The sequence below is a fragment of the Rahnella sp. CG8 genome, from assembly GCF_023701875.1.
GTDB lineage: Bacteria > Pseudomonadota > Gammaproteobacteria > Enterobacterales > Enterobacteriaceae > Rahnella > Rahnella aceris.
Genome location: NZ_JABAED010000018.1, coordinates 56,575 through 76,057 on the forward strand (window position 1 = coordinate 56,575; position 19,483 = coordinate 76,057).

The 19,483-nt window shown below is 50.4% G+C and carries 17 protein-coding genes; 12 read left to right on the forward strand and 5 right to left on the reverse strand.

The window, feature by feature from the left end; all coding sequences use genetic code 11:
* Positions 1-10 precede the first annotated feature (10 nt).
* The 6 genes from HGO41_RS17095 (at position 11) to HGO41_RS17120 (ending at position 7,744) form a co-directional block, all read left to right on the forward strand.
* Entirely contained in the window at positions 11-991 is a 981-nt protein-coding gene (locus HGO41_RS17095) for a carbohydrate ABC transporter permease (protein WP_037034551.1), read from the forward strand.
* Positions 992-993: 2 nt separating this feature from the next.
* Positions 994-1,839: a carbohydrate ABC transporter permease gene (locus tag HGO41_RS17100; protein WP_250981250.1), complete on the forward strand. Its 846-nt coding sequence runs from the start codon at positions 994-996 to the stop codon at positions 1,837-1,839.
* Positions 1,840-1,874: 35 nt separating this feature from the next.
* The gene (locus HGO41_RS17105; RefSeq protein ID WP_250981251.1) at positions 1,875-3,236 is read left to right on the forward strand and encodes a family 4 glycosyl hydrolase; all 1,362 of its coding nucleotides are present in this window, start codon (positions 1,875-1,877) and stop codon (positions 3,234-3,236) included.
* A 62-nt stretch (positions 3,237-3,298) separates the two neighbouring features.
* Complete coding sequence (locus tag HGO41_RS17110; RefSeq protein ID WP_217147261.1) at positions 3,299-4,408, forward strand: ABC transporter ATP-binding protein; 1,110 nt, start codon at positions 3,299-3,301, stop codon at positions 4,406-4,408.
* 22 nt (positions 4,409-4,430) lie between these two features.
* Positions 4,431-6,086 (forward strand): glycoside hydrolase family 13 protein, encoded by a 1,656-nt coding sequence (locus HGO41_RS17115; RefSeq protein WP_250981252.1) that lies wholly within the window; start codon positions 4,431-4,433, stop codon positions 6,084-6,086.
* The gene (locus tag HGO41_RS17120) at positions 6,086-7,744 is read left to right on the forward strand and encodes a glycoside hydrolase family 13 protein (protein WP_250981253.1); all 1,659 of its coding nucleotides are present in this window, start codon (positions 6,086-6,088) and stop codon (positions 7,742-7,744) included. The genes HGO41_RS17115 and HGO41_RS17120 overlap by 1 nt, the downstream gene beginning before the upstream one ends.
* Positions 7,745-8,245: 501 nt before the next feature.
* Here HGO41_RS17120 and arsH read toward each other — a convergent pair.
* Positions 8,246-8,944, reverse strand: coding sequence for an arsenical resistance protein ArsH (arsH, locus tag HGO41_RS17125; protein WP_023136915.1), 699 nt, complete (start codon positions 8,942-8,944; stop codon positions 8,246-8,248).
* An 85-nt stretch (positions 8,945-9,029) separates the two neighbouring features.
* Between arsH and HGO41_RS17130 the strand changes: the two genes are divergently transcribed.
* From HGO41_RS17130 to HGO41_RS17155, 6 genes are all read left to right on the forward strand, one after another.
* Positions 9,030-9,350 (forward strand): transcriptional regulator, encoded by a 321-nt coding sequence (locus tag HGO41_RS17130; RefSeq protein ID WP_023136916.1) that lies wholly within the window; start codon positions 9,030-9,032, stop codon positions 9,348-9,350.
* A 44-nt stretch (positions 9,351-9,394) separates the two neighbouring features.
* Positions 9,395-10,684, forward strand: coding sequence for an arsenic transporter (locus HGO41_RS17135; protein ID WP_250981254.1), 1,290 nt, complete (start codon positions 9,395-9,397; stop codon positions 10,682-10,684).
* A 12-nt stretch (positions 10,685-10,696) separates the two neighbouring features.
* Positions 10,697-11,122 (forward strand): glutaredoxin-dependent arsenate reductase, encoded by a 426-nt coding sequence (gene arsC / locus HGO41_RS17140; protein ID WP_250981255.1) that lies wholly within the window; start codon positions 10,697-10,699, stop codon positions 11,120-11,122.
* Positions 11,123-11,759: 637 nt separating this feature from the next.
* Positions 11,760-12,698: a hypothetical protein gene (locus tag HGO41_RS17145; RefSeq protein WP_032175462.1), complete on the forward strand. Its 939-nt coding sequence runs from the start codon at positions 11,760-11,762 to the stop codon at positions 12,696-12,698.
* A 78-nt stretch (positions 12,699-12,776) separates the two neighbouring features.
* A complete protein-coding gene (locus tag HGO41_RS17150) occupies positions 12,777-13,256 on the forward strand; it encodes a hypothetical protein (RefSeq protein ID WP_353050903.1) in 480 nt (159 codons plus the stop codon).
* A 21-nt stretch (positions 13,257-13,277) separates the two neighbouring features.
* Positions 13,278-14,081 (forward strand): TIGR02391 family protein, encoded by an 804-nt coding sequence (locus HGO41_RS17155; protein ID WP_003036327.1) that lies wholly within the window; start codon positions 13,278-13,280, stop codon positions 14,079-14,081.
* A 420-nt stretch (positions 14,082-14,501) separates the two neighbouring features.
* On the opposite strand, the gene qatD is transcribed toward HGO41_RS17155, so the two are convergent.
* The 4 genes from qatD to qatA are packed head-to-tail and all read right to left on the reverse strand — an operon-like array spanning position 14,502 to position 19,441.
* Complete coding sequence (gene qatD, locus HGO41_RS17160) at positions 14,502-15,254, reverse strand: Qat anti-phage system TatD family nuclease QatD (RefSeq protein WP_032175461.1); 753 nt, start codon at positions 15,252-15,254, stop codon at positions 14,502-14,504.
* Positions 15,255-15,267: 13 nt separating this feature from the next.
* Positions 15,268-16,635 (reverse strand): Qat anti-phage system QueC-like protein QatC, encoded by a 1,368-nt coding sequence (gene qatC, locus HGO41_RS17165; RefSeq protein WP_023137337.1) that lies wholly within the window; start codon positions 16,633-16,635, stop codon positions 15,268-15,270.
* On the reverse strand, positions 16,632-17,507 hold the full coding sequence (qatB, locus tag HGO41_RS25860) for a Qat anti-phage system associated protein QatB (RefSeq protein ID WP_023337495.1): 876 nt from the start codon (positions 17,505-17,507) through the stop codon (positions 16,632-16,634). Before qatB ends, qatC begins: the two co-directional genes overlap by 4 nt.
* The gene (gene qatA / locus HGO41_RS17175; protein WP_250981257.1) at positions 17,507-19,441 is read right to left on the reverse strand and encodes a Qat anti-phage system ATPase QatA; all 1,935 of its coding nucleotides are present in this window, start codon (positions 19,439-19,441) and stop codon (positions 17,507-17,509) included. The genes qatB and qatA overlap by 1 nt, the downstream gene beginning before the upstream one ends.
* Positions 19,442-19,483 lie beyond the last annotated feature (42 nt).

Below are 19,483 nucleotides of genomic sequence, written 5' to 3' on the forward strand. Positions count from 1 at the left end.
AGTTTGACGCATGAAGCCAGAAACACCCTCACTATCACTTCCTGACGATAACGTTGGCAGCCGCGCGGTGAAGCGCAGCAAGCCCGGTTATCAGCTACGCCGCAGCCGTATCGCCTGGCTGCTGGTGGCGCCATCTCTTCTGTTACTGGCCGCCGTTGCAGGCTGGCCGCTGTTCCGCACACTGTTTTACAGCTTCACCGATGCCATGCTGGATTCGCCCGATGATTACCGTTTTGTCGGCTTCACCAACTACATTGACCTGGCCGACGGTGCCCATTATTACGGCGTCCTGGCCGATCCGCTGTGGTGGAAGGCCGTTGGTAACACGCTGCGTTTCAGCGTGATGTCGGTGTCGCTTGAACTGGTGTTCGGCATGCTGCTTGCCTTGCTGATGAACCAGAAGTTTCGCGGTCAGGGGCTGGTGCGAACCGCCATTCTGGTGCCGTGGGCGATCCCGACGATTGTGTCCGCCAGAATGTGGAGCTGGATGTTCCATGACCAGTATGGGGTGGTGAACAATCTGTTGCTCAGGCTTGGGGTTATTCACTCCCCGCTGGCATGGGTAGCAGACCCGGGGTTATCCATGTGGGCGGTGGTCATCGTCGATGTCTGGAAAACCACACCGTTTATGGCGCTGATGCTGCTGGCCGCGTTGCAGCTGATTCCGCGCGATCTGTATGAAGCGGCGCGGATTGACGGGGCCAATACCTGGCAGCGTTTTCGTCGAATCACACTGCCGTTGATCATGCCGGCAATGATTGTCGCGCTGATTTTCCGCGTCATGGATGCGCTACGGGTGTTTGATCTGATTTATATCCTGACCTCCAACAGTGAAGCCACCGTGTCGGTGTCGGGTTATGCACGAGATTTGCTGGTGAGTTATCAGGAGATGGGATCCGGTTCCGCTGCGTCGGTACTGGTATTCATGATGGTGGCAGGGATTGCAGCCTGCTTCCTGATGCTGGGTCGCCGCCGCAATGGAGAGGAATAATCATGAAAATGAAACGTCAGCAGCAAAAACTCGCACAGCGTTCACTGATTTTTGCAGGATCTGCATTTGCCTGTTTGATCTGCCTGTTCCCGTTCTACTACGCGATTATCACCTCGCTACGTTCGGGGGCAAATCTGTTCACCGTGATCTGGTTGCCCGATGAAATGAACTGGGGGAATTACGTGACCGCGCTGATGGATAACGGCATTGCCCGCAGTCTCTTTAACTCGGCGGTGGTGGCAACGCTCACTGTTGGTCTGTGTCTGCTGGTGTCAATCACGGCTGCTTTTGCGCTGTCGCGCATTCGTTTTACAGGGCGAAAATATCTGCTGTTCACCATTCTCTGTGTGTCCATGTTCCCGCAGGTGGCTGTGCTGTCAGGTATGTTTGAGCTGGTGCGGTTTATGGGATTGTATGACTCGCTTGGCGCGCTGGTCCTGTCCTACTCCACCTTTTCATTACCCTTCACAATCTGGGTGCTGACCACCTTTATGAAGGCGATTCCCGTCGAGCTGGAAGAAGCGGCAATCGTCGATGGTGCCAGCACCTGGACCATTATCAGCCGTATCTTTGTGCCCATCATGGGGCCGTCGCTGGTGACGACAGGACTGCTGGCGTTCATCGGCGCCTGGAATGAATTTATGTTTGCCCTGACGTTTGTGATTTCCGGCGACAAGCGAACCGTTCCCGTGGCGATCAGTATGTTGCAAGGATCTTCCCAATTCGAACTTCCATGGGGCGCCATCATGGCTTCCTCAGTCATCGTCACGCTTCCCATTGTGGTGCTGGTGCTTATTTTCCAGCGACGCATTGTCAGTGGATTAACCAACGGCGCAGTCAAAGGCTGATGCCTCAATCAGTATCGTCAGGAGACCCGAATAATATGGCTACAAAAATTGTTTTAGTGGGCGCAGGCAGTGCGCAGTTTGGTTACGGTACGCTGGGTGACATTTTCCAGAGCACCGCGCTGTACGGCAGTGAAATCGTACTCCATGACATCAATCCGGCCTCGCTGGCGGTAACGGAAAAGACGGCCCGTGATTTCCTGGCAAAAGAAGATCTCCCCTTTATCGTCAGTGCGACCACTGACCGTGCCACGGCGTTGCGCGGTGCCGGGTTTGTGATTATCTCGATTGAGGTGGGCGATCGTTTTGCCCTGTGGGATCTTGACTGGCAGATCCCGCAGCAGTATGGCATTCAGCAGGTCTATGGCGAGAACGGCGGCCCGGGGGGATTGTTCCATGCGCTGCGTATTATTCCGCCTATTTTGGACATCTGCGCCGACGTGGCCAACATTTGCCCTGACGCCTGGATATTTAATTATTCCAATCCGATGAGCCGCATTTGTACCACCGTGCATCGTGCCTTCCCTGAGCTGAATTTTGTCGGCATGTGTCACGAAATAGCGTCCCTTGAGCGCTATCTGCCTGAAATGCTGGGAACCTCCTTCGATAATCTGAATCTGCGTTCGGGTGGCCTCAACCACTTCAGCGTGCTGTTAGAAGCCCGGTATAAAGACAGTGGTAAAGACGCGTATGCCGACGTCAGAGCCAAAGCCCCGGACTATTTCGCGACTTTGCCGGGTTACAGCGACATCCTGGCGTATACCCGCACCCACGGTAAGTGGGTGGAAACCGAAGGCAGCACCGAGCGTCATGCGCTCGGCGGCAAAGACAGTTCGTATCCCTGGGCAGACCGTACGTTATTCAAAGAAATCCTTGAGAAGTTCCACCACCTGCCGATCACCGGCGACAGCCATTTTGGCGAATACATCAGCTGGGCGGGCGAGGTCAGCGATCATCGCGGCATTCTCGACTTTTATACTTTCTATCGTAACTACCTCGGTGAGGTGCAGCCGAAGATTGAGCTTAAGTTGAAGGAGCGCGTGGTGCCCGTCATCGAAGGGATTCTGACCGACTCAGGCTATGAGGAGGCCGCCGTCAACATTCCGAACCGCGGATTTATCAAACAACTGCCAGCGTTTATCGCCGTGGAAGTGCCTGCGATTATTGACCGGAAAGGTGTACATGGGATCAAGATCGATGTCCCGGCCGGTATCGGCGGGCTACTCAGTAATCAGGTTGCCATCCACGACCTGACGGCGGAGGCCATCCTTGAAGGGGCCCGCGATCTGGTGATTCAGGCACTGCTGGTTGACCCGGTGAACAACAAATGCCGTGCTATTCCAGAACTGGTGGATGTGATGATTTCTCGTCAGAGCCCATGGCTTAACTATCTGAAATAAAAACAGACTCTATTGATGCCGGGAGCTTCCGGCATAACAACATCATGGATTCGGAGGGGAATATGGCGCAACTGACCTTGGACAAGATTCAAAAACGCTATGGTGCAAAGACAGAGGTCATCAAATCGCTGGATCTGCACATTAAAAGCGGAGAGTTTGTGGTGATCGTCGGGCCTTCCGGCTGCGGCAAGTCAACACTACTGCGGATGATTGCCGGGCTTGAGGAGATAAGTGGCGGGGGCATGTATATCGACGGGAACTATGTGAACGATGACACGCCGGCAGAACGCGGCATTGGCATGGTATTTCAGTCATATGCCCTCTATCCGCACATGAGCGTCTATCAGAATATGGCGTTTGGGCTGGAGCTTGCGCGCCATCCGGCATCCGAAATCGACCAGCGCGTGCGTGAGTGCGCACGTATTTTACAGCTCGAACCCCTGCTGGCGCGACGGCCAAAAGACTTGTCCGGCGGCCAGCGCCAGCGTGTAGCGATTGGCCGTGCCATCGTGCGTGAACCCCGCCTGTTCCTGTTCGACGAACCGCTTTCAAACCTCGACGCTTCCCTGCGCGTGCAGATGCGCATGGAGGTGTCGGCCCTGCACAAACGTCTGGGCGTCACCATTATTTATGTCACCCACGATCAGGTCGAGGCGATGACGCTTGCCGACCGTATTGTGGTGCTCAATCAGGGCAACATCGAGCAAGTGGGCACGCCGCTGGAGCTGTACGACCAACCTGCCAATGAGTTTGTGGCGCAGTTTATCGGTTCGCCGAAGATGAATCTGCTTCCCGCCACGCTGCGCCAGGCGGGTGAACAACAAAGCGTGGTCGAGCTGGATAACGGCAAGGCGCTGGTTCTGCCTGTTGCCACGCCGGCAGCGGCACAGGGCCACAGCGTGAACTTGGGTATTCGCCCGGAACATATTCGCAGCGGCAATCGGGAAGAGTGTGAATATCAGGGAGAGGTGATGTTTGTTGAGCAGATGGGCAACGAAACTTTGTTGTATCTGGATAACGGCAATGCCAGTGAACCCTGGGTGGTCCGTCACGCAGAACGTTCAGCCATTCAGGTTGGCGAGATCGTTGGCGTGCGGCTGCCGGTGGAGCGCTGTTACCTGTTCGACAGTCACGGTCGGGCGTTCCATCGCCATCTGACCATGAATCATTAATCCGTTTAGGGAAGAGAAAGTCATGAGTGATATGCACAGCGCACAGCAGTGGAAGGATGCCGTGGTTTATCAGGTCTATCCGCGCAGCTTTATGGACAGTAACGGTGACGGTACCGGTGATCTCAACGGCATCATCAGTAAACTCGACTATTTGCAGCAGCTCGGCATCAACATGCTGTGGCTGTCGCCGGTTTATCGTTCGCCGATGGACGATAACGGCTATGACATCTCCGATTACGAGAATATTGCCGATATTTTTGGCTCGATGGCTGAAATGGAGCATCTGATCGCGGAAGCAAAAGCACGGGATATCGGCATTCTGATGGATCTGGTTGTCAATCACACCTCCGATGAGCATCCGTGGTTTATTGATGCGCTGACATCAAAAAACAGTGTTTACCGTGATTTCTACATCTGGCGCAAACCGGCGGCCGACGGCGGACCGCCCAATGATCAACGTTCCCATTTTGGCGGCAGCGCCTGGACACTGGATAAGGCCAGTGGGGAATATTATCTGCACCAGTTTTCAACGCGCCAGCCGGATCTCAACTGGGAAAATCCCGACGTACGTGCCGCCATCCACGCGATGATGAACCGCTGGCTGGCGCGTGGTATCGGCGGGTTCAGAATGGACGTTATTGACCTGATCGGCAAAGACGTCGATCAACAGATCATGGCGAACGGTAAAAATCTGCATCTTTATCTTCATCAGATGAACCGCGCCACCTTTGGCCCGTACGGCAGCATAACCGTTGGTGAGACGTGGAGTGCAACGCCGGAAGATGCACTGCTTTACAGCGCCGAAGCGCGGCAGGAACTGACGATGGTCTTTCAGTTTGAGCACATCAGGCTTTTCTGGGATGAACATCATGGAAAGTGGCGCAACAAGCCCTTTGATCTGCTGCATTTCAAGGCTGTTATCGACAAATGGCAGACAGCGTTAGCCCACCGCGGCTGGAACTCGCTGTTTTGGAGCAATCACGATTTGCCACGCGCCGTTTCCAAATTTGGCGATGAAGGTCAGTATCGCGTCGAGTCGGCAAAAATGCTGGCCACAGCGCTCCACTGCCTTAAAGGCACGCCTTACATTTATCAGGGCGAAGAGATTGGCATGACCAACGTGCGTTTTCCGCGTATTGACGACTATCGGGATATTGAAAGTCTGAATTTGTATCAGGAACGGGTGGCCGAAGGCGTCAGTCGCGAAGAGATGATGAGGGGGATCCACGCCAACGGTCGCGATAACGCCCGAACGCCGATGCAGTGGGACAGCAGTCAGCATGCTGGTTTTACAACATCACAGCCCTGGATTGACGTGAATCCCAATTATAAACAGATAAACGTGGCGGCGGCGCTTGACGATCCCAACTCTGTTTTTTACCACTACCAGAAACTTGTGGCGCTGCGTAAGCAACAACCGCTGCTGGTTCACGGCGACTTCAGGCAGATTTTCAACAGCCATCCGCAGGTTTTTGCCTGGTTACGCACGTCGGGCGACCAGACGCTGGTGGTGATCAATAATTTCACCCGTGAACCCCTGACGCTTGACGTACCGGACAACCTGCAGTCGTTGCAGGGCCAGTGCCTGATCAGTAACTATGCGCCACGTGAGCAACTGGGTGCGCGTTTACAACTGCAACCCTATGAATCTTTTGCTTTATTAATCGGGAGTCTCTGATGGCAAACTGGTGGAAAGAGGCCGTGGCGTATCAGATCTATCCACGCAGCTTCAAAGACAGCAACCGCGATGGTATTGGCGATATTAACGGCATAACTGAAAAACTCGATTATCTTAAGGATCTGGGGATCGATCTGATCTGGATCTGTCCGATATATCAGTCACCCAACGACGACAACGGCTACGACATCAGCGATTACCAGCAAATCATGGCAGAATTCGGCACGATGGCCGATTTTGACCACCTGCTGAAGCAGGTTCATCTGCGCGGGATGCGGTTGATTATTGATTTGGTCGTTAATCATACTTCTGATGAACATCCCTGGTTTGTGGAGTCGGGTTCCTCCCTCGATAATCCGAAACGCGACTGGTACATCTGGCGCGACGGTAAACAGGGTGGGGAGCCGAATAACTGGGAGAGCATTTTTAACGGGTCCGCCTGGAAGCATAGCGCGGCCACCGGGCAGTACTTTTTACATCTGTTTTCTGAAAGGCAGCCGGATCTCAACTGGGAGAACCCCGGGGTGCGCTCGGCCATTTACACCATGATGCGCTGGTGGCTTGATAAAGGCGTGGACGGCTTCCGAATTGATGCTATCTGTCATATGAAAAAAGAGCCAGCATTCAGTGACATGCCTAATCCGCAGGGACTCCCTTATGTGCCGTCGTTCGAACGCCATCTGAATTATGACGGATTGCTCGATTACGTCGATGACATGTGTGAACAGGTACTCAGCCGCTACGACATTGTTACCGTCGGTGAGATGAACGGCGTCACCGCTGAACAGGGCGAAGAATGGGTTGGTGAGCAGCGCGGCAGACTGAATATGATCTTTCAGTTTGAGCACGTAAAGCTGTGGCAGGACGGTCAACACACTAAACCGCAGTCTGGCCTCGATCTGATGGGCTTAAAAGATATTTTCACGCGCTGGCAGACGCTGCTGGAAAATAAAGGCTGGAATGCGTTATACGTCGAGAACCATGATCTTCCCCGCGTGGTGTCAGGATGGGGCGACGCCGAAAACTATCATCGTGAGAGTGCGACTGCCATTGCAGCTATGTACTTCCTGATGAAAGGAACGCCGTTTATCTATCAGGGACAGGAGCTCGGCATGACCAATACGCATTTCGCCAGCCTGGATGATTTTGACGATGTTGCCGCAAGAAAACGTGCGAGTGAAATGCGCAGACAGGGCATGGAGGAGTCAGACATTCTGGCAATTCTTAGCCGTACCGGGCGCGATAACTCACGTACACCGATGCAGTGGGATCACAGCATTCATGGCGGTTTCAGCTCCGTGACGCCCTGGTTTCCTGCAAACAGCAATTACCGCGAAATCAACGTCGCGCAGCAGCGCGAAGATAACCATTCCGTTCTGAATTTTTATCGTGCGCTGATCCGCCTGCGGCGGCAGATGCCAGCGCTGATTGAGGGGAACTATCAACTCCTGTTGCCTTCCGACCCCCATATTTACGCCTATCTGCGTACGCTGGAAAATCAGCAGATCCTGGTGATCGGTAATTTCAGCGCCTGTCCACAAGAGGTTGATTCACAACAGTTGGTGCTGGAAGGTGCGCAATTGCTACTGGGTAACTATCAGGAGGAGGGAGCGCTGCACATTTTACGGCCCTATGAGACACGGATTTATCAACGTTAAGCTCTGTCTGCGGGAATATTCTGCGCACACATAGCCAGAATGCAGGGTTTACCTCCGGTAAGCCGTGGTTCCGTATCAACCCGAATCGAACTCACCTGACCCCAAATCTGACCACCAAATTTCCCGGTGCGGAGGGGAAACTGAAAATGCATCGGGAAGGTTTTCATGCTCACTGATTGCCTCAACGCCATACAGGCAGGGGCTCCGGCGTATAAAAACCAAAAATCCCGCTTAAGTTTCCTTAAGCGGGATTTTCTAATTTGGCTCCTCTGACTGGGATCGCCTTTGCCAGTAACTGGCTAATAAGTAAGCTAAACCTGAAAACACTCCCTGTCAAGACCACCAGAATGACCACCAATCAAAACTGATTAAATAAAACTGATTTGAGCGGTCTCGTGCATTTGGTGATCGCTACTATTGTCACATCTATAAGGGCTGTCTGTTCTGTGCCAGAGCGGACGTTGTTAAGCTCATGCAGTATGGATTAACGAAGAACAGACGTTATATTTTGTCCTGATTGATACGGGATGAAAGCTCCTGATGGCTCTCTTTTCGCTCGCTGTAACGATCCGCAAGATAACCGGTTTGTCCCTTAAGCAGCAGCGTGATTTTAAACAGCTCCTCGGCTACATCGACGATGCGGTCATACCATGGCGAAGGTTTCATTCGTCCGTTTTCGTCGAACTCTTGCCATGCCTTGGCTACGGAGGACTGGTTGGGGATCGTAAACATCCGCATCCAGCGGCCCAGAATACGCATCTGGTTCACTGCATTGAAGGATTGTGAACCGCCGCAGACCTGCATTACCGCAAGTGTTTTGCCCTGCGAAGGACGAACCGCGCCTTCACTTAATGGTATCCAGTCAATCTGCGCCTTCATAACTGCGCTCATAGCCCCGTGCCGTTCCGGAGAACTCCACAACATCCCGTCACACCATCTGACCAGACCGCGCAGCTCGGTGACTTTAGGATGCGTGTCCGGCGCATCATCCGGCAGGGGTAAACCGGAGGGGTTAAAGAGTTTTACCTCCGCGCCCATCGCCATCAGCAGGCGACCAGCTTCTTCCGCGGCAAAGCGGCTGTAGGAGCGCTCTCTTACTGAGCCATACAGGATGAGAATCCGTGGCGGCTCCTGCAGGTGCAGGCGTTCAGCGATGTGTTGATCAAAGCATTCAGTATTCAGGGCAGGAAATTGTTCCATTATTCTCCTCCGGAGAGAGCAGATGATTTCAAAGTTAATATATATGATTTAACATATGTATATTCTAAAGGGAACGGAGTGAAAAATGCTACAACCTGTTCAGCTTTTCAAAATCCTGTCGGATGAAACACGGTTCGCCATCATCATGCTTCTTCGGGAGTCAGGAGAACTGTGCGTCTGCGATATCTGCGCGGCCATTTCCGAATCGCAGCCCAAAATCTCGCGACATATGGCTATCCTTCGCGAGGCTGGGCTGGTTCTGGACCGTCGTGAAGGCAAATGGATCCACTATCGTCTGTCACCCCACATACCGGCTTGGGCAGCTGAGACAATCACGACGTCCTGGCAGTGTATGCGGGAGGATGTGCGTGAATGGCTGGATAAATCAGCCTGCACCTCCTGCTGAGAAAGAAAAACACATTTACATAATCATATATAACGGAGTCTGAGATGCTTTTGGCAGGGAGTATATTTTTACTGACGCTGGTACTGGTGATCTGGCAACCCAGAGGCCTGAGTATTGGCTGGAGCGCGAGTATCGGGGCTGTGCTGGCGCTGGTGACCGGTGTCATCCATATCGCTGATATTCCCGTTGTCTGGAATATCGTCTGGAACGCGACAGCGGCATTTATTGCGGTCATTATCATCAGCCTGCTGCTCGATGAGTCCGGCTTCTTTGAGTGGGCCGCATTGCACGTCTCCCGCTGGGGTAACGGACGTGGCCGCCTGCTGTTTACCTGGATAGTGTTGCTCGGTGCCGCTGTTGCTGCTTTGTTCGCCAATGACGGCGCCGCGCTGATCCTGACGCCAATTGTGATTGCGATGCTGCTTGCAATGGGATTCAGCAAGGGCACAACGCTGGCCTTTGTGATGGCCGCAGGATTTATAGCAGATACGGCCAGCCTGCCACTCATTGTTTCTAACCTGGTGAATATCGTCTCGGCGGACTTTTTCGGTCTGGGGTTTACGCAGTATGCCTCCGTTATGATCCCCGTAGATGTGGCAGCGATTGCGGTCACGCTGGTCATACTGCATCTCTTCTTCCGCAGGGACATTCCGGCGACGTATAACGTTTCGCTGCTGAAGACGCCTGCCAGTGTGATAAAGGATCCGGCAACGTTCAGGGCGGGCTGGATTGTCCTGTTATTGCTGCTTGTCGGTTTCTTTGTTCTGGAGCCTCTGGGGATCCCGGTCAGTGCGATAGCCGCTACTGGCGCAGCAGTACTGTATATAGTGGCGAAAAGAGGTCATGCCATCAACACCGGAAAAGTCCTGCGCGGTGCTCCATGGCAGATCGTTATTTTTTCACTGGGCATGTACCTGGTGGTCTATGGCCTGCGCAATGCAGGGCTCACGGAGTATCTGTCTGGCGTGCTGAACCTGCTGGCAGAAAAGGGGTTATGGGCAGCAACGTTCGGCACCGGCTTCCTGACCGCGTTCCTGTCGTCGGTAATGAATAATATGCCGACGGTGCTGATTGGCGCGCTGTCGATTGACGGGAGTACGGCGACTGGCGTCGTCAAAGAGGCAATGATTTATGCCAACGTGATTGGCTGCGATTTAGGCCCGAAAATCACCCCGATTGGCAGTTTGGCAACCCTGCTTTGGTTGCATGTGCTTGCCCAGAAAAATATAACGATTACCTGGGGATATTACTTCCGCACCGGCATTATCATGACTCTGCCCGTGCTGTCTGTCACTCTGGCCGCGCTGGCGTTGCGGCTCTCCATCACTTTGTAATGAGATACAGATATGAGCAACATTACCATCTATCACAACCCTGCCTGCGGCACTTCACGCAACACGCTGGAGATGATCTGTAACAGCGGCAACGAACCGACAATAATTTATTATCTTGATACGCCACCGACACGTGATGAGCTGATTAAACTTATTTCAGATATGGGAATTACGGTGCGTGCATTACTGCGTAAGAATGTTGAGCCTTATGAACGCCTGGGTCTTGATGAAGAGAAGTTTAGTGATGAACAGTTGATTGATTTCATGCTTCAACATCCGATCCTGATTAATCGGCCGGTAGTCGTTACGCCGCTTGGTACTCGTCTTTGCCGCCCTTCAGAAGTAGTGCTGGATATTCTACCGGAAGGCCAGAAAGGAGCGTTTACCAAAGAGGATGACGAGAAGGTCATTGACGAAACGGGGAAGCGGGTTAAGTAATCTGCCCACTTCAAAATATCGGACGCCTGTATACGCTATGCAGGCGTCCGCTTTTCGCTGTGAGTTCAACCGATGGATGCAACACACTAATTGATAGACTTTGTCTCTTCCCTAAATTTGTTTGGTAAACACAGTCAATCAGTGGGTAGCATCATCTACATATTTGTAGACGGACTTCTGGCTTTCAGATGTTGACACGAGGGGCTTGCTTGAGCACTTTGAGTTATTCTTCCATCCCGGCCAGATCCCACACAACGCATCGTAGCGTCAGATTAAAGCGAGGCGGAAACTCACTTCCGCACCCATCTCGTAGATAGTCGTTTTGGCTACAAGGCCAATCTCAATCTGCCTCAGCTCTTGGCGACGGATTGTGTTAAGAAATAGCAGAACGCCGTTTTTGATTAATTGAGACAGGTCGTTAAGGACACTCGATCCGGAGATTTGTTTTGTGCGCGAGCTACAGTGCTGCTGTCGCGTCCAGTTTACTAATAAGTTATTCTGCATTTCAAACTCCGTGGGCATTTGGCGAAGCAAGGTTTGCCACCAATATTTGGTGCTTTTCATTGGGTAACGGCGGAAATTCACAGGGACGTAGTAAGGTTTACCGAAGACTAATAGCAGCAGAAAAGGAGCGAGTATGGCGACGATAACGGTTTCTCCGGTTCATTTTGAGGACTACAGTGGTATCCAGTTCGAGCGCCTTGTTTTTGCATACCACCTGCGCGCGGGTTGGCATGATCTGATTTGGCACGGTCAATCAGGAGGTGATCAAGGGCGAGATATCTCGGGTATTGAACCATTTGATGACCAGCCAGCACGTAAGACCATCATCCAATGCGCGAACCGAGACACGTTGACACTGGCAAAAGCCAAGAGCGACATGAGTAAGTCGATTAAAGCAACTGGCAGTGTCCCAGACGTCTTTAAGTTCGTCTCTCGTGGTGCGGTCTCGGATGCTGGCAGAACGCGCATCGAGCAAGCAGCAGCTTCCCTGGGCGTCAGGCATGTAACGATATGGTCGGGCGTAGAGTTCGAAGAAAACTTGCGTCTTCGTGCTGAATATCTGCTGCACCGTTTTGTCCAGGGCGTCGAGTTTCCTGATGTTGAAGCTGATATTCAAAAATTCACGGATGATTTTCCCGACCTTTCCGACGCCGATGTTCTGCAACTGATGGCTGCCGTATTTGACCGACCAGCATTTCGCACACCGTTTCAACAAGAAAGTTCTCTCCCTGCTTTTCAGAAGGCAATCGAAGATACCATTGGCGCACTAAATACAGGTTTGTGGAGAACGCGTGAGGGCGTCGAGATCAGGCGCATTCCTTCGATCCACCATCTCAAAAATCAACGCATCCAGACAGTGATGGGAAAAGTGGTTCGTCAGGTCGACCAACTGCGGCGCATCTTCGTAACTCGGCTTAAGGAAGGGGAAATCAGACCTTGTGGATGTGGTCAGCCCGATTGCCCCACGTTTATGCTCACGCAACGCGTGGCTGACGAGCTAGACGACGCGAGACAGAGAATCCTCACGACGTTTCAATCAGTGTATACTTCCTTCAGTGTGAGCCTTAGTTAGGCAATGAAAAATGGAACCTACAGCGTACTCATTCTTCTTGAAAGCCCAATATAATTTCTTAAGTATGCGAATGTGATGATGGCACTGACCCCGGAACAAATTCACTTCCTCAACCAATATGCACCAGGCGAAGCTGTGTCACATGCATTGTCCGAGCTACTATTCATTGATCATGATCTTCTCGGTATCGATGCTAACGAACGGTCGATTACCTTTCGCTTTGCGATGTACCTCCAGCAATGTTTCCCCGGTTGGACTGTAGATTGCGAATACAACCGGGACAGCATTGAACCTAAACGGCTCAGACATTTGGAACTTTATCCAGACAGCGAAGACGTTGAGGCAAAGACAGTATTTCCAGATGTGATCGTGCATCGGCGAGGTACACGACAGAATCATTTGGTCTTGGAGTTCAAAAAATCAACGAGTCGCGTCGATAGAGAGATCGATCTACTAAAACTTCGAGGTTATAAGCAGCAGCTTGGTTACGAGCACGCTCTGTTTGTGGAGGTCGGCACCGAAGGGCAATCGATCATCACGGCGCTCGAGTGGGTCTGAGAGGTGATAGAAAGATAATTCATGATACGTATTCCATCATTCAACTCTCAGCACCTTGAGGCCGCCTGTCGCGTCCTTGCTGATACCGAACGTGGCTTGAGTGGGTCGCAGATCGAGCGACTGCTACAAGAAATTAAAGTTGCGGACACATCGCCAGGAATGACAAAGTGGAAACGTCTGTTTAATGCGCTCGCAGGTGCGCAGAACCAGTATCAGGTCGGCAACCATCTTATTATGTTCATTAACCGTGCGATGAACCCGGTTAATTACGCCCGTGATCCATCGGTGTTTGCCTGGCGACGTGATGAACTCAATGTTGTCCTGGCTTTTTCCGGTTTTTATATCCGTGAGGATGGTAAGGTCGCGAGCGCCGCTAAAGTAACGACTCTGGATTCTGCTCGAGCCCGCGCCGGTCGACTTAAGGCTGCACTCGAAAGCCGTGCTGTGCATGCGGAAGTTTTGAACTATTGCCGTGCCGAACTTCTGGACGAAAACTATTTTCATGCCGTCTTCGAGGCGACGAAGGGGGTTGCGGAACGTATTCGTCAGTTGTCCGGGTTGAGCGGTGATGGTGCTGACTTGGTGAACAAGGCATTTACCGGACAACAACCTGTTCTGACTTTGGGATCGCTCACCACCGACTCAGAAAAGAGCGAACAGAAAGGTTTTGCGAATCTACTGATTGGTCTATTCGGCGCTGTGCGCAATCCACTAGCCCATGCGCCTAAGAAGAATTGGCCCATGTCTGAACTGGATGCGCTGGACATCCTTACGTTGGTTTCGCTTATTCATCGCAAGCTGGATGGCACGCAGAAACAACTATAGCCGCACCATAGTGGAGTTGCATGAGCTACACAGTGTTGATCTTGCTGTACCATCATTATAAGAAAGCAATCCAAATTCTAAATTGATGATTATCTTTCAATAAACCTTCATCTATCTATTTATATGACTTAATTTGCTGATATCTATTTTTTTAAGTAACATGGTGTGTCTTATCTCCGTCTGAAGAGCTTGTTGCAACAATCGTTAACAGGCCCCCCAGTTCCGAGACTGAACTCTTTTCCATTGGTGCACAAAAGCAAAAAGCCTGCTAGTAATCAGGCTGTTCAAATTTGGCTCTGTAATTGGGATTGCCTTATTCAGTTACAAGCTAATATATAAGCGAAACTTGAGTCACTTCTCTGTCAAGACCACCAAGATGAACACCAATCTCTTTTTCATTTAATCATAGTAAGGTTGCCTTCAATAACTGATTAGGGTCCGCAAATTATTCCGAATGACGTAGACCATATCACTCGTGGATAGCCCATATAAATGGGCTAGTTCTTCTACAGTATTTTCTATATCAGCTGGTTGTGAAGGCCTATTATCAATACGTGTGAATGGACCATCGGTTTCTGTTAGCACTCGCTCAATTGGAATAGACTGTATCATAGGAATATGTCTGGCATTGCTAATCATTTCCATATTAATAGAAAAATAGCATCCTAACTCTAATGCTCGCTTCGCCTCGTTCTTTGTTCCAGTGAACCAGTGGAGAACAATTTTCCCACGCCCTAAGGGTAAATATGCTTCAATGAAGTCTAGTACAATTTTGACCGCTCTGACGCTATGGACTGTAATGATCTTATCGCCAGCCTGAGCGCAACGTTGCAATATATGTTGAAATACTCGCTTTTGCGCATCGAGTGACTTGAAAAAGCGAGGACCAGCATCCAGTCCAACTTCACCAACATAGCGTGTCTCCGATAGGTACTGATCCCATAGTTCTAGTTCATTTTCATGGTTGGCTACCAATTGGGGATGTAACCCTAATGCTGCTCGGACATACTTTGTACGCTTTGCAATCTCGTGATTGCGAGGCCATGCGCGCGGTGTTGTCGTAACTGCCAATGTAAATATTCCAGCTTTCTCTGCATCTCTGACTGCTGAATAATGATCAGGGTAGAGATCAAGGTGACAGTGAAAATCGACAAGCCCTTTAGTTGCATTCATGTAAATATCCTTTTCAAGCTGGTCTTGTCGAAACACCGTCGATAAGTCGCGCAACTTCAGCAAGTCCGCGCTGATATACACCAGCTAGCTGGTCTAAATGCATTGCTTCATCCGCAAGCGAGCCAGGCTTGTGAATCAAGATACTTGCTAGTTGCGGATTATCTTTCAGACGAGCAATTGCATATTGAAATGATCTGACCTGTACTCCAGTTGCTTGGCGCGTGTCCAAGGGGTGAGCATGAAGATCTGCCACTGTATACACCGTTGGATCACTATCAGGTCCCCATGCTGCCATTAATGCTGCTCGGCGGATCAGGCATGGCAAACAATAGCCACACTGTTCAATGCCATGCCCCAACCAACGGGCCTTGGCCGGTGATGAGCACGATAGAGAATCTGATATCAGGCTTTTTAAAAGAGAAGGATTTTGGCAAGACGAAGCCATCTCCCCTTTAGTTTTGTTCCAATACGGATTTTGAATTTCGCCATTGATGCCAAGTATGGAAAGCAGTTCATTCCATCTCGCCATATAATATGGGTGCGTCGTGCGAGTGCTGTTTGATCCCAATCGTAGTGGATCCAACGGTACATTTAGAGCAATCAATCCATTTTCAGGGACGCGCAAAACGAAATGGTTTCCTAGTCCGGTTCCTGCGAAAACACCGAGAGCAAAAAACAAGAAAGATCTGCCTCGAGTACTATTCTCTGAACTTACGCCTTCCACAAGTCCTTCCTCAAAGGACATACCAACTCGCAATCTCTCTAAAGATGATTTGACGTAATGTTTTTTTAAACCGGCAAACAGCTTAGTTTGTGCATCACTTGTTGCCCCCTCTCCGAAATGACTAACCAGAAGCGGTGTAGTTCCACTCTCTAACGAGTCGATAGCTCCAATTAAACTATCAAGTCCACCTGAGAATAAACTGACTGAATCAAATGGGTGAGCAATCAGGGTTGGTGGTGCTTCTTTGACGACAGTATTAAATCGCTCGGGGCGTGGCCTAAAATCGACCGTCCAGCGATCGCCGGTTAAAAAATCAAGAGAATTTTTGAGGGTTGGCGCTGCTGAATACCAACGAGAGGGATTACTCACAGGTACTATCAATCTTATCTCGCGTGTCCACGAATCCTGCGATTGCTCAACACGCGAGATTCGTGTGTCAGCAGCATGGACATGGGCTGCTAAAACCAACAGGTCAATGCCCATTTCTGTTGGGAATATGCCGATATTGTTAAGGCTGGACAGTGCATGACCAATTCCATAATCCAAAGTTTGTTTGCTGGCGACGAGCTGTAGGGAAGTTATCTGTTCATCTAAGCCTGCTACAGGGTCAAATGAATCGTCATAACCGAAATGACCAACTAGGAGTTGTCGCATCATTGTTTATTAGCCTCTGCATCGCCAAGAGCCTGTAAAATTCTAAACGCAGACTCATAGATCGTATCCACGAATCCTTGAATTTGCTCTGGAGTAAGATGATTTGTCCCAATTTGAGCGCGTGCGAGTGCATCGCTTACTCCACCCCGGATGAAATCTCGCACCTGCTGCTCAACAAGATGTGCTGTATGCGCATTTATTGGCATCGTCACCGCTTTGGTTCCAATGTCATTACAAATGCGTGCTTCGATCGCGTGAGTAGCATATAGTTCGAAAACGGTTTGCATTTGATCTGGTGTAAATGTATTCAAATCAGTGAGACCTTCGTTAGCAAGTTCTACGATAGTCTCGATGTATGCTTCACGGGCAATGCCCTCATCAACAGTACCTGCTCCTGGGCAGATGAAATCAGCTAGCCCAATGAAAATTTCAGTGATTGGACGGCCTGCTAGCGATTCTAAATTCAGTGAGCGTAGCGCTTCGTTGACACCCCTTGTTTGTACCTCCGCTAGGAAACCGAGGAGCCGTGCCCCCGCCCCTCTGGAAGCTCCCATACGTTGTGCTGCCTGCCTGGCACCACCTGATGACGTTGAAACATACTTCGATATGGCCCGCCCGAGGCTTGCTCGATCTGAACCACCAGACCCTGCAAATCGTGTGAAGTTATTGCGCGCGTTTGAGAAACGTTGCGGATCAGCTGTACCTGGTATTGGTGGGCGATTTGGTGGAGTCAGGGGTTCAGGACGATCTATTGGCTGCTGGTCGTCTTGTCCTGGGCCATTGCCTTGCGGGGATGCCGGGGGGGCGTTATCCAACCATGATGGAATAAGTGGAGTCCCGCCGCCAGGCCCTCCATAAGCTGTTGAGGTTCCCATTAATGTATTCCTTTGTGATTTTTAAGCGTTGCTTCGGCTGCGACTTTGAGGCTGGTATTAGTAGTTAGTTTGCTCCAATTCCCCAATAGTACAGTCAAACGCGCTAAACATTCGGTATCCTTTATAGCACTCTGCCAACCACTTACAGCCCAAGGACCACACTTATCATTTGGCAATGCCTCTAGAAAATCCATTAGCTGGCTCTGTAATTTTGGTTGTGCCTTTACAAGAACGGTCAAACCATCAATTCCTGCCGGTTTGATATCAAAAGTAGCTGTGCTCATTATTTTGCTACGAACTGCCTCGAAGACCTTTTCGGCTTCAGGTTGCACAAGTTGCTTCAACTCTGATTCGTAACTTTGGACCGCCATTTTGCCGCCGAACAATTTCTCGACCACCTCGGCTAAGTGGCCCAAAACTGATACCGGACCAAAATAATCTTTTTTATCTTTTGTTACAAACAAGTAGGGACGTAAGTCGAGACCTGATAACTTCGGTGGGAGCCGAGCCCAGTCACTTATCGTTTCTGAAGATTTCCATTCAGTCAAAACCGTACTATCAGGTGGCAATAATACTTCTGCGGCTTTTTTTTCTTTTGGTTTATCATCGTTTTTATTGGAAATCGTAAGAAACGTCTCTAATGCTTCAAGATCTTTGCAGTGTCCATCTGAATGTATCGCCGCAACAAACGCGATCTGTTCGAACAATCTTGGAATAAATCGCTCAGCAAGCATGAGTTTTGCTAGTACTGGCAGTTTGATATCATCGCCAAAACCTCGCGCTGTTGCGGTGCGGTCACGTAGCAAGAGGGTATTAAGAAAACGCTTGATTTGGCGAGGATTACCTTTTGTTCCGCTAGCCAAAATTGGTCCGATCTGATCACTCAGAATTAGTGCATTATTTGCTTTATCGGCTTGCGAGCCGAGAGTTATTTTTACCGTGGCAGCGTCCAATCCACCACTTGTCCACGGGCGTTTCAACTTTTCCCGCGCAACGATGATTAACTTTTCATAGTCTGGGTCATTCTCACCTATTTCAGCACCAGCAAGAAGTAATGTGACATAAATTCTCGTCTCTGTTTCGCCTAAAGAAGGGATCCGGAACGGGACCTGAATGAGTTTTTCAAGATAATTACGGGCATAGTCTCGTGGCCCAGTGCTGTCAGGCAGGTCAGGGAAGTGCTTACGCACTGAGTACTCAATCATAGCCTCGTCAGCAGCAACAACAAATGCTGTCCGCGAGGTAAATACAAATAGACGAATCGCTTCAAGAGTTTCAATGGCCGTATCAGGTAGACAACGATCAAGATCATCAACCAATACCACAAGTTGCTTGATACCAGCATCTTTCAGTAGTTGATCAAATGCTTTGCGAAATGTTTCCACTTCCATCGGTACATTTTTTGTTTCTCCCTCTTTCGTCACCGCCTTTATTTCATTGATAGTATTAGAGATATTCTCTTTCGTCATAAGTTTGACGGGATCTTCAGCCAAACCTTGCAGGGAGTTGATGATGGAGCCAATTTGCTCAGGTGTCGGAACACCGGTAAATGCGGTTAATGCCAGACCGCCGGCTCGCTTGGCAACCTTTAGCCAGTCGATACTACGGAATACGTCTTTAATAGCTCCTTCAACTTTTTTCAATGCAGGACGTTTCTCTACCAGACCTGAGACGATGCCTTCAATTAAGGCTATCTTTGCATCTTCAAATCCTTGGAAACGCCAACCATTGAACTTTAAGCATAAAACATCATCTTTGTCGGAGAAGCCCGACTCAATCATTTCGAGTACGCTCGACTTACCTGCACCCCAATCACCATGAACACCAATTGTTACTGGGTGATTGGGCTGCTCTCGAAGCAATCCAATAATGGTGGAGGCAATGGCCTCATTGTTTAGCAGATCGATTTTTGTTTCGTTGTCAGTTAGAATCATTCTTTTTCCTAATAGTCGTTGCTATTCATCTTATTCAAATAA

Excerpts from the sequence above, each read along its gene's own strand:
- qatC (WP_023137337.1), bottom strand. The coding sequence starts at position 16,635 with ATGATGCGACAACTCCTAGTTGGTCATTTCGGTTATGACGATTCATTT.
- HGO41_RS17105 (WP_250981251.1), top strand. The coding sequence starts at position 1,875 with ATGGCTACAAAAATTGTTTTAGTGGGCGCAGGCAGTGCGCAGTTTGGT.
- HGO41_RS17110 (WP_217147261.1), top strand. The coding sequence starts at position 3,299 with ATGGCGCAACTGACCTTGGACAAGATTCAAAAACGCTATGGTGCAAAG.
- HGO41_RS17120 (WP_250981253.1), top strand. The coding sequence starts at position 6,086 with ATGGCAAACTGGTGGAAAGAGGCCGTGGCGTATCAGATCTATCCACGC.
- arsC (WP_250981255.1), top strand. The coding sequence starts at position 10,697 with ATGAGCAACATTACCATCTATCACAACCCTGCCTGCGGCACTTCACGC.
- HGO41_RS17135 (WP_250981254.1), top strand. The coding sequence starts at position 9,395 with ATGCTTTTGGCAGGGAGTATATTTTTACTGACGCTGGTACTGGTGATC.
- qatA (WP_250981257.1), bottom strand. The coding sequence starts at position 19,441 with ATGATTCTAACTGACAACGAAACAAAAATCGATCTGCTAAACAATGAG.
- qatD (WP_032175461.1), bottom strand. The coding sequence starts at position 15,254 with ATGAATGCAACTAAAGGGCTTGTCGATTTTCACTGTCACCTTGATCTC.
- HGO41_RS17130 (WP_023136916.1), top strand. The coding sequence starts at position 9,030 with ATGCTACAACCTGTTCAGCTTTTCAAAATCCTGTCGGATGAAACACGG.
- HGO41_RS17100 (WP_250981250.1), top strand. The coding sequence starts at position 994 with ATGAAAATGAAACGTCAGCAGCAAAAACTCGCACAGCGTTCACTGATT.
- HGO41_RS17115 (WP_250981252.1), top strand. The coding sequence starts at position 4,431 with ATGAGTGATATGCACAGCGCACAGCAGTGGAAGGATGCCGTGGTTTAT.
- HGO41_RS17155 (WP_003036327.1), top strand. The coding sequence starts at position 13,278 with ATGATACGTATTCCATCATTCAACTCTCAGCACCTTGAGGCCGCCTGT.
- qatB (WP_023337495.1), bottom strand. The coding sequence starts at position 17,507 with ATGGGAACCTCAACAGCTTATGGAGGGCCTGGCGGCGGGACTCCACTT.
- arsH (WP_023136915.1), bottom strand. The coding sequence starts at position 8,944 with ATGGAACAATTTCCTGCCCTGAATACTGAATGCTTTGATCAACACATC.
- HGO41_RS17150 (WP_353050903.1), top strand. The coding sequence starts at position 12,777 with ATGGCACTGACCCCGGAACAAATTCACTTCCTCAACCAATATGCACCA.
- HGO41_RS17145 (WP_032175462.1), top strand. The coding sequence starts at position 11,760 with ATGGCGACGATAACGGTTTCTCCGGTTCATTTTGAGGACTACAGTGGT.
- HGO41_RS17095 (WP_037034551.1), top strand. The coding sequence starts at position 11 with ATGAAGCCAGAAACACCCTCACTATCACTTCCTGACGATAACGTTGGC.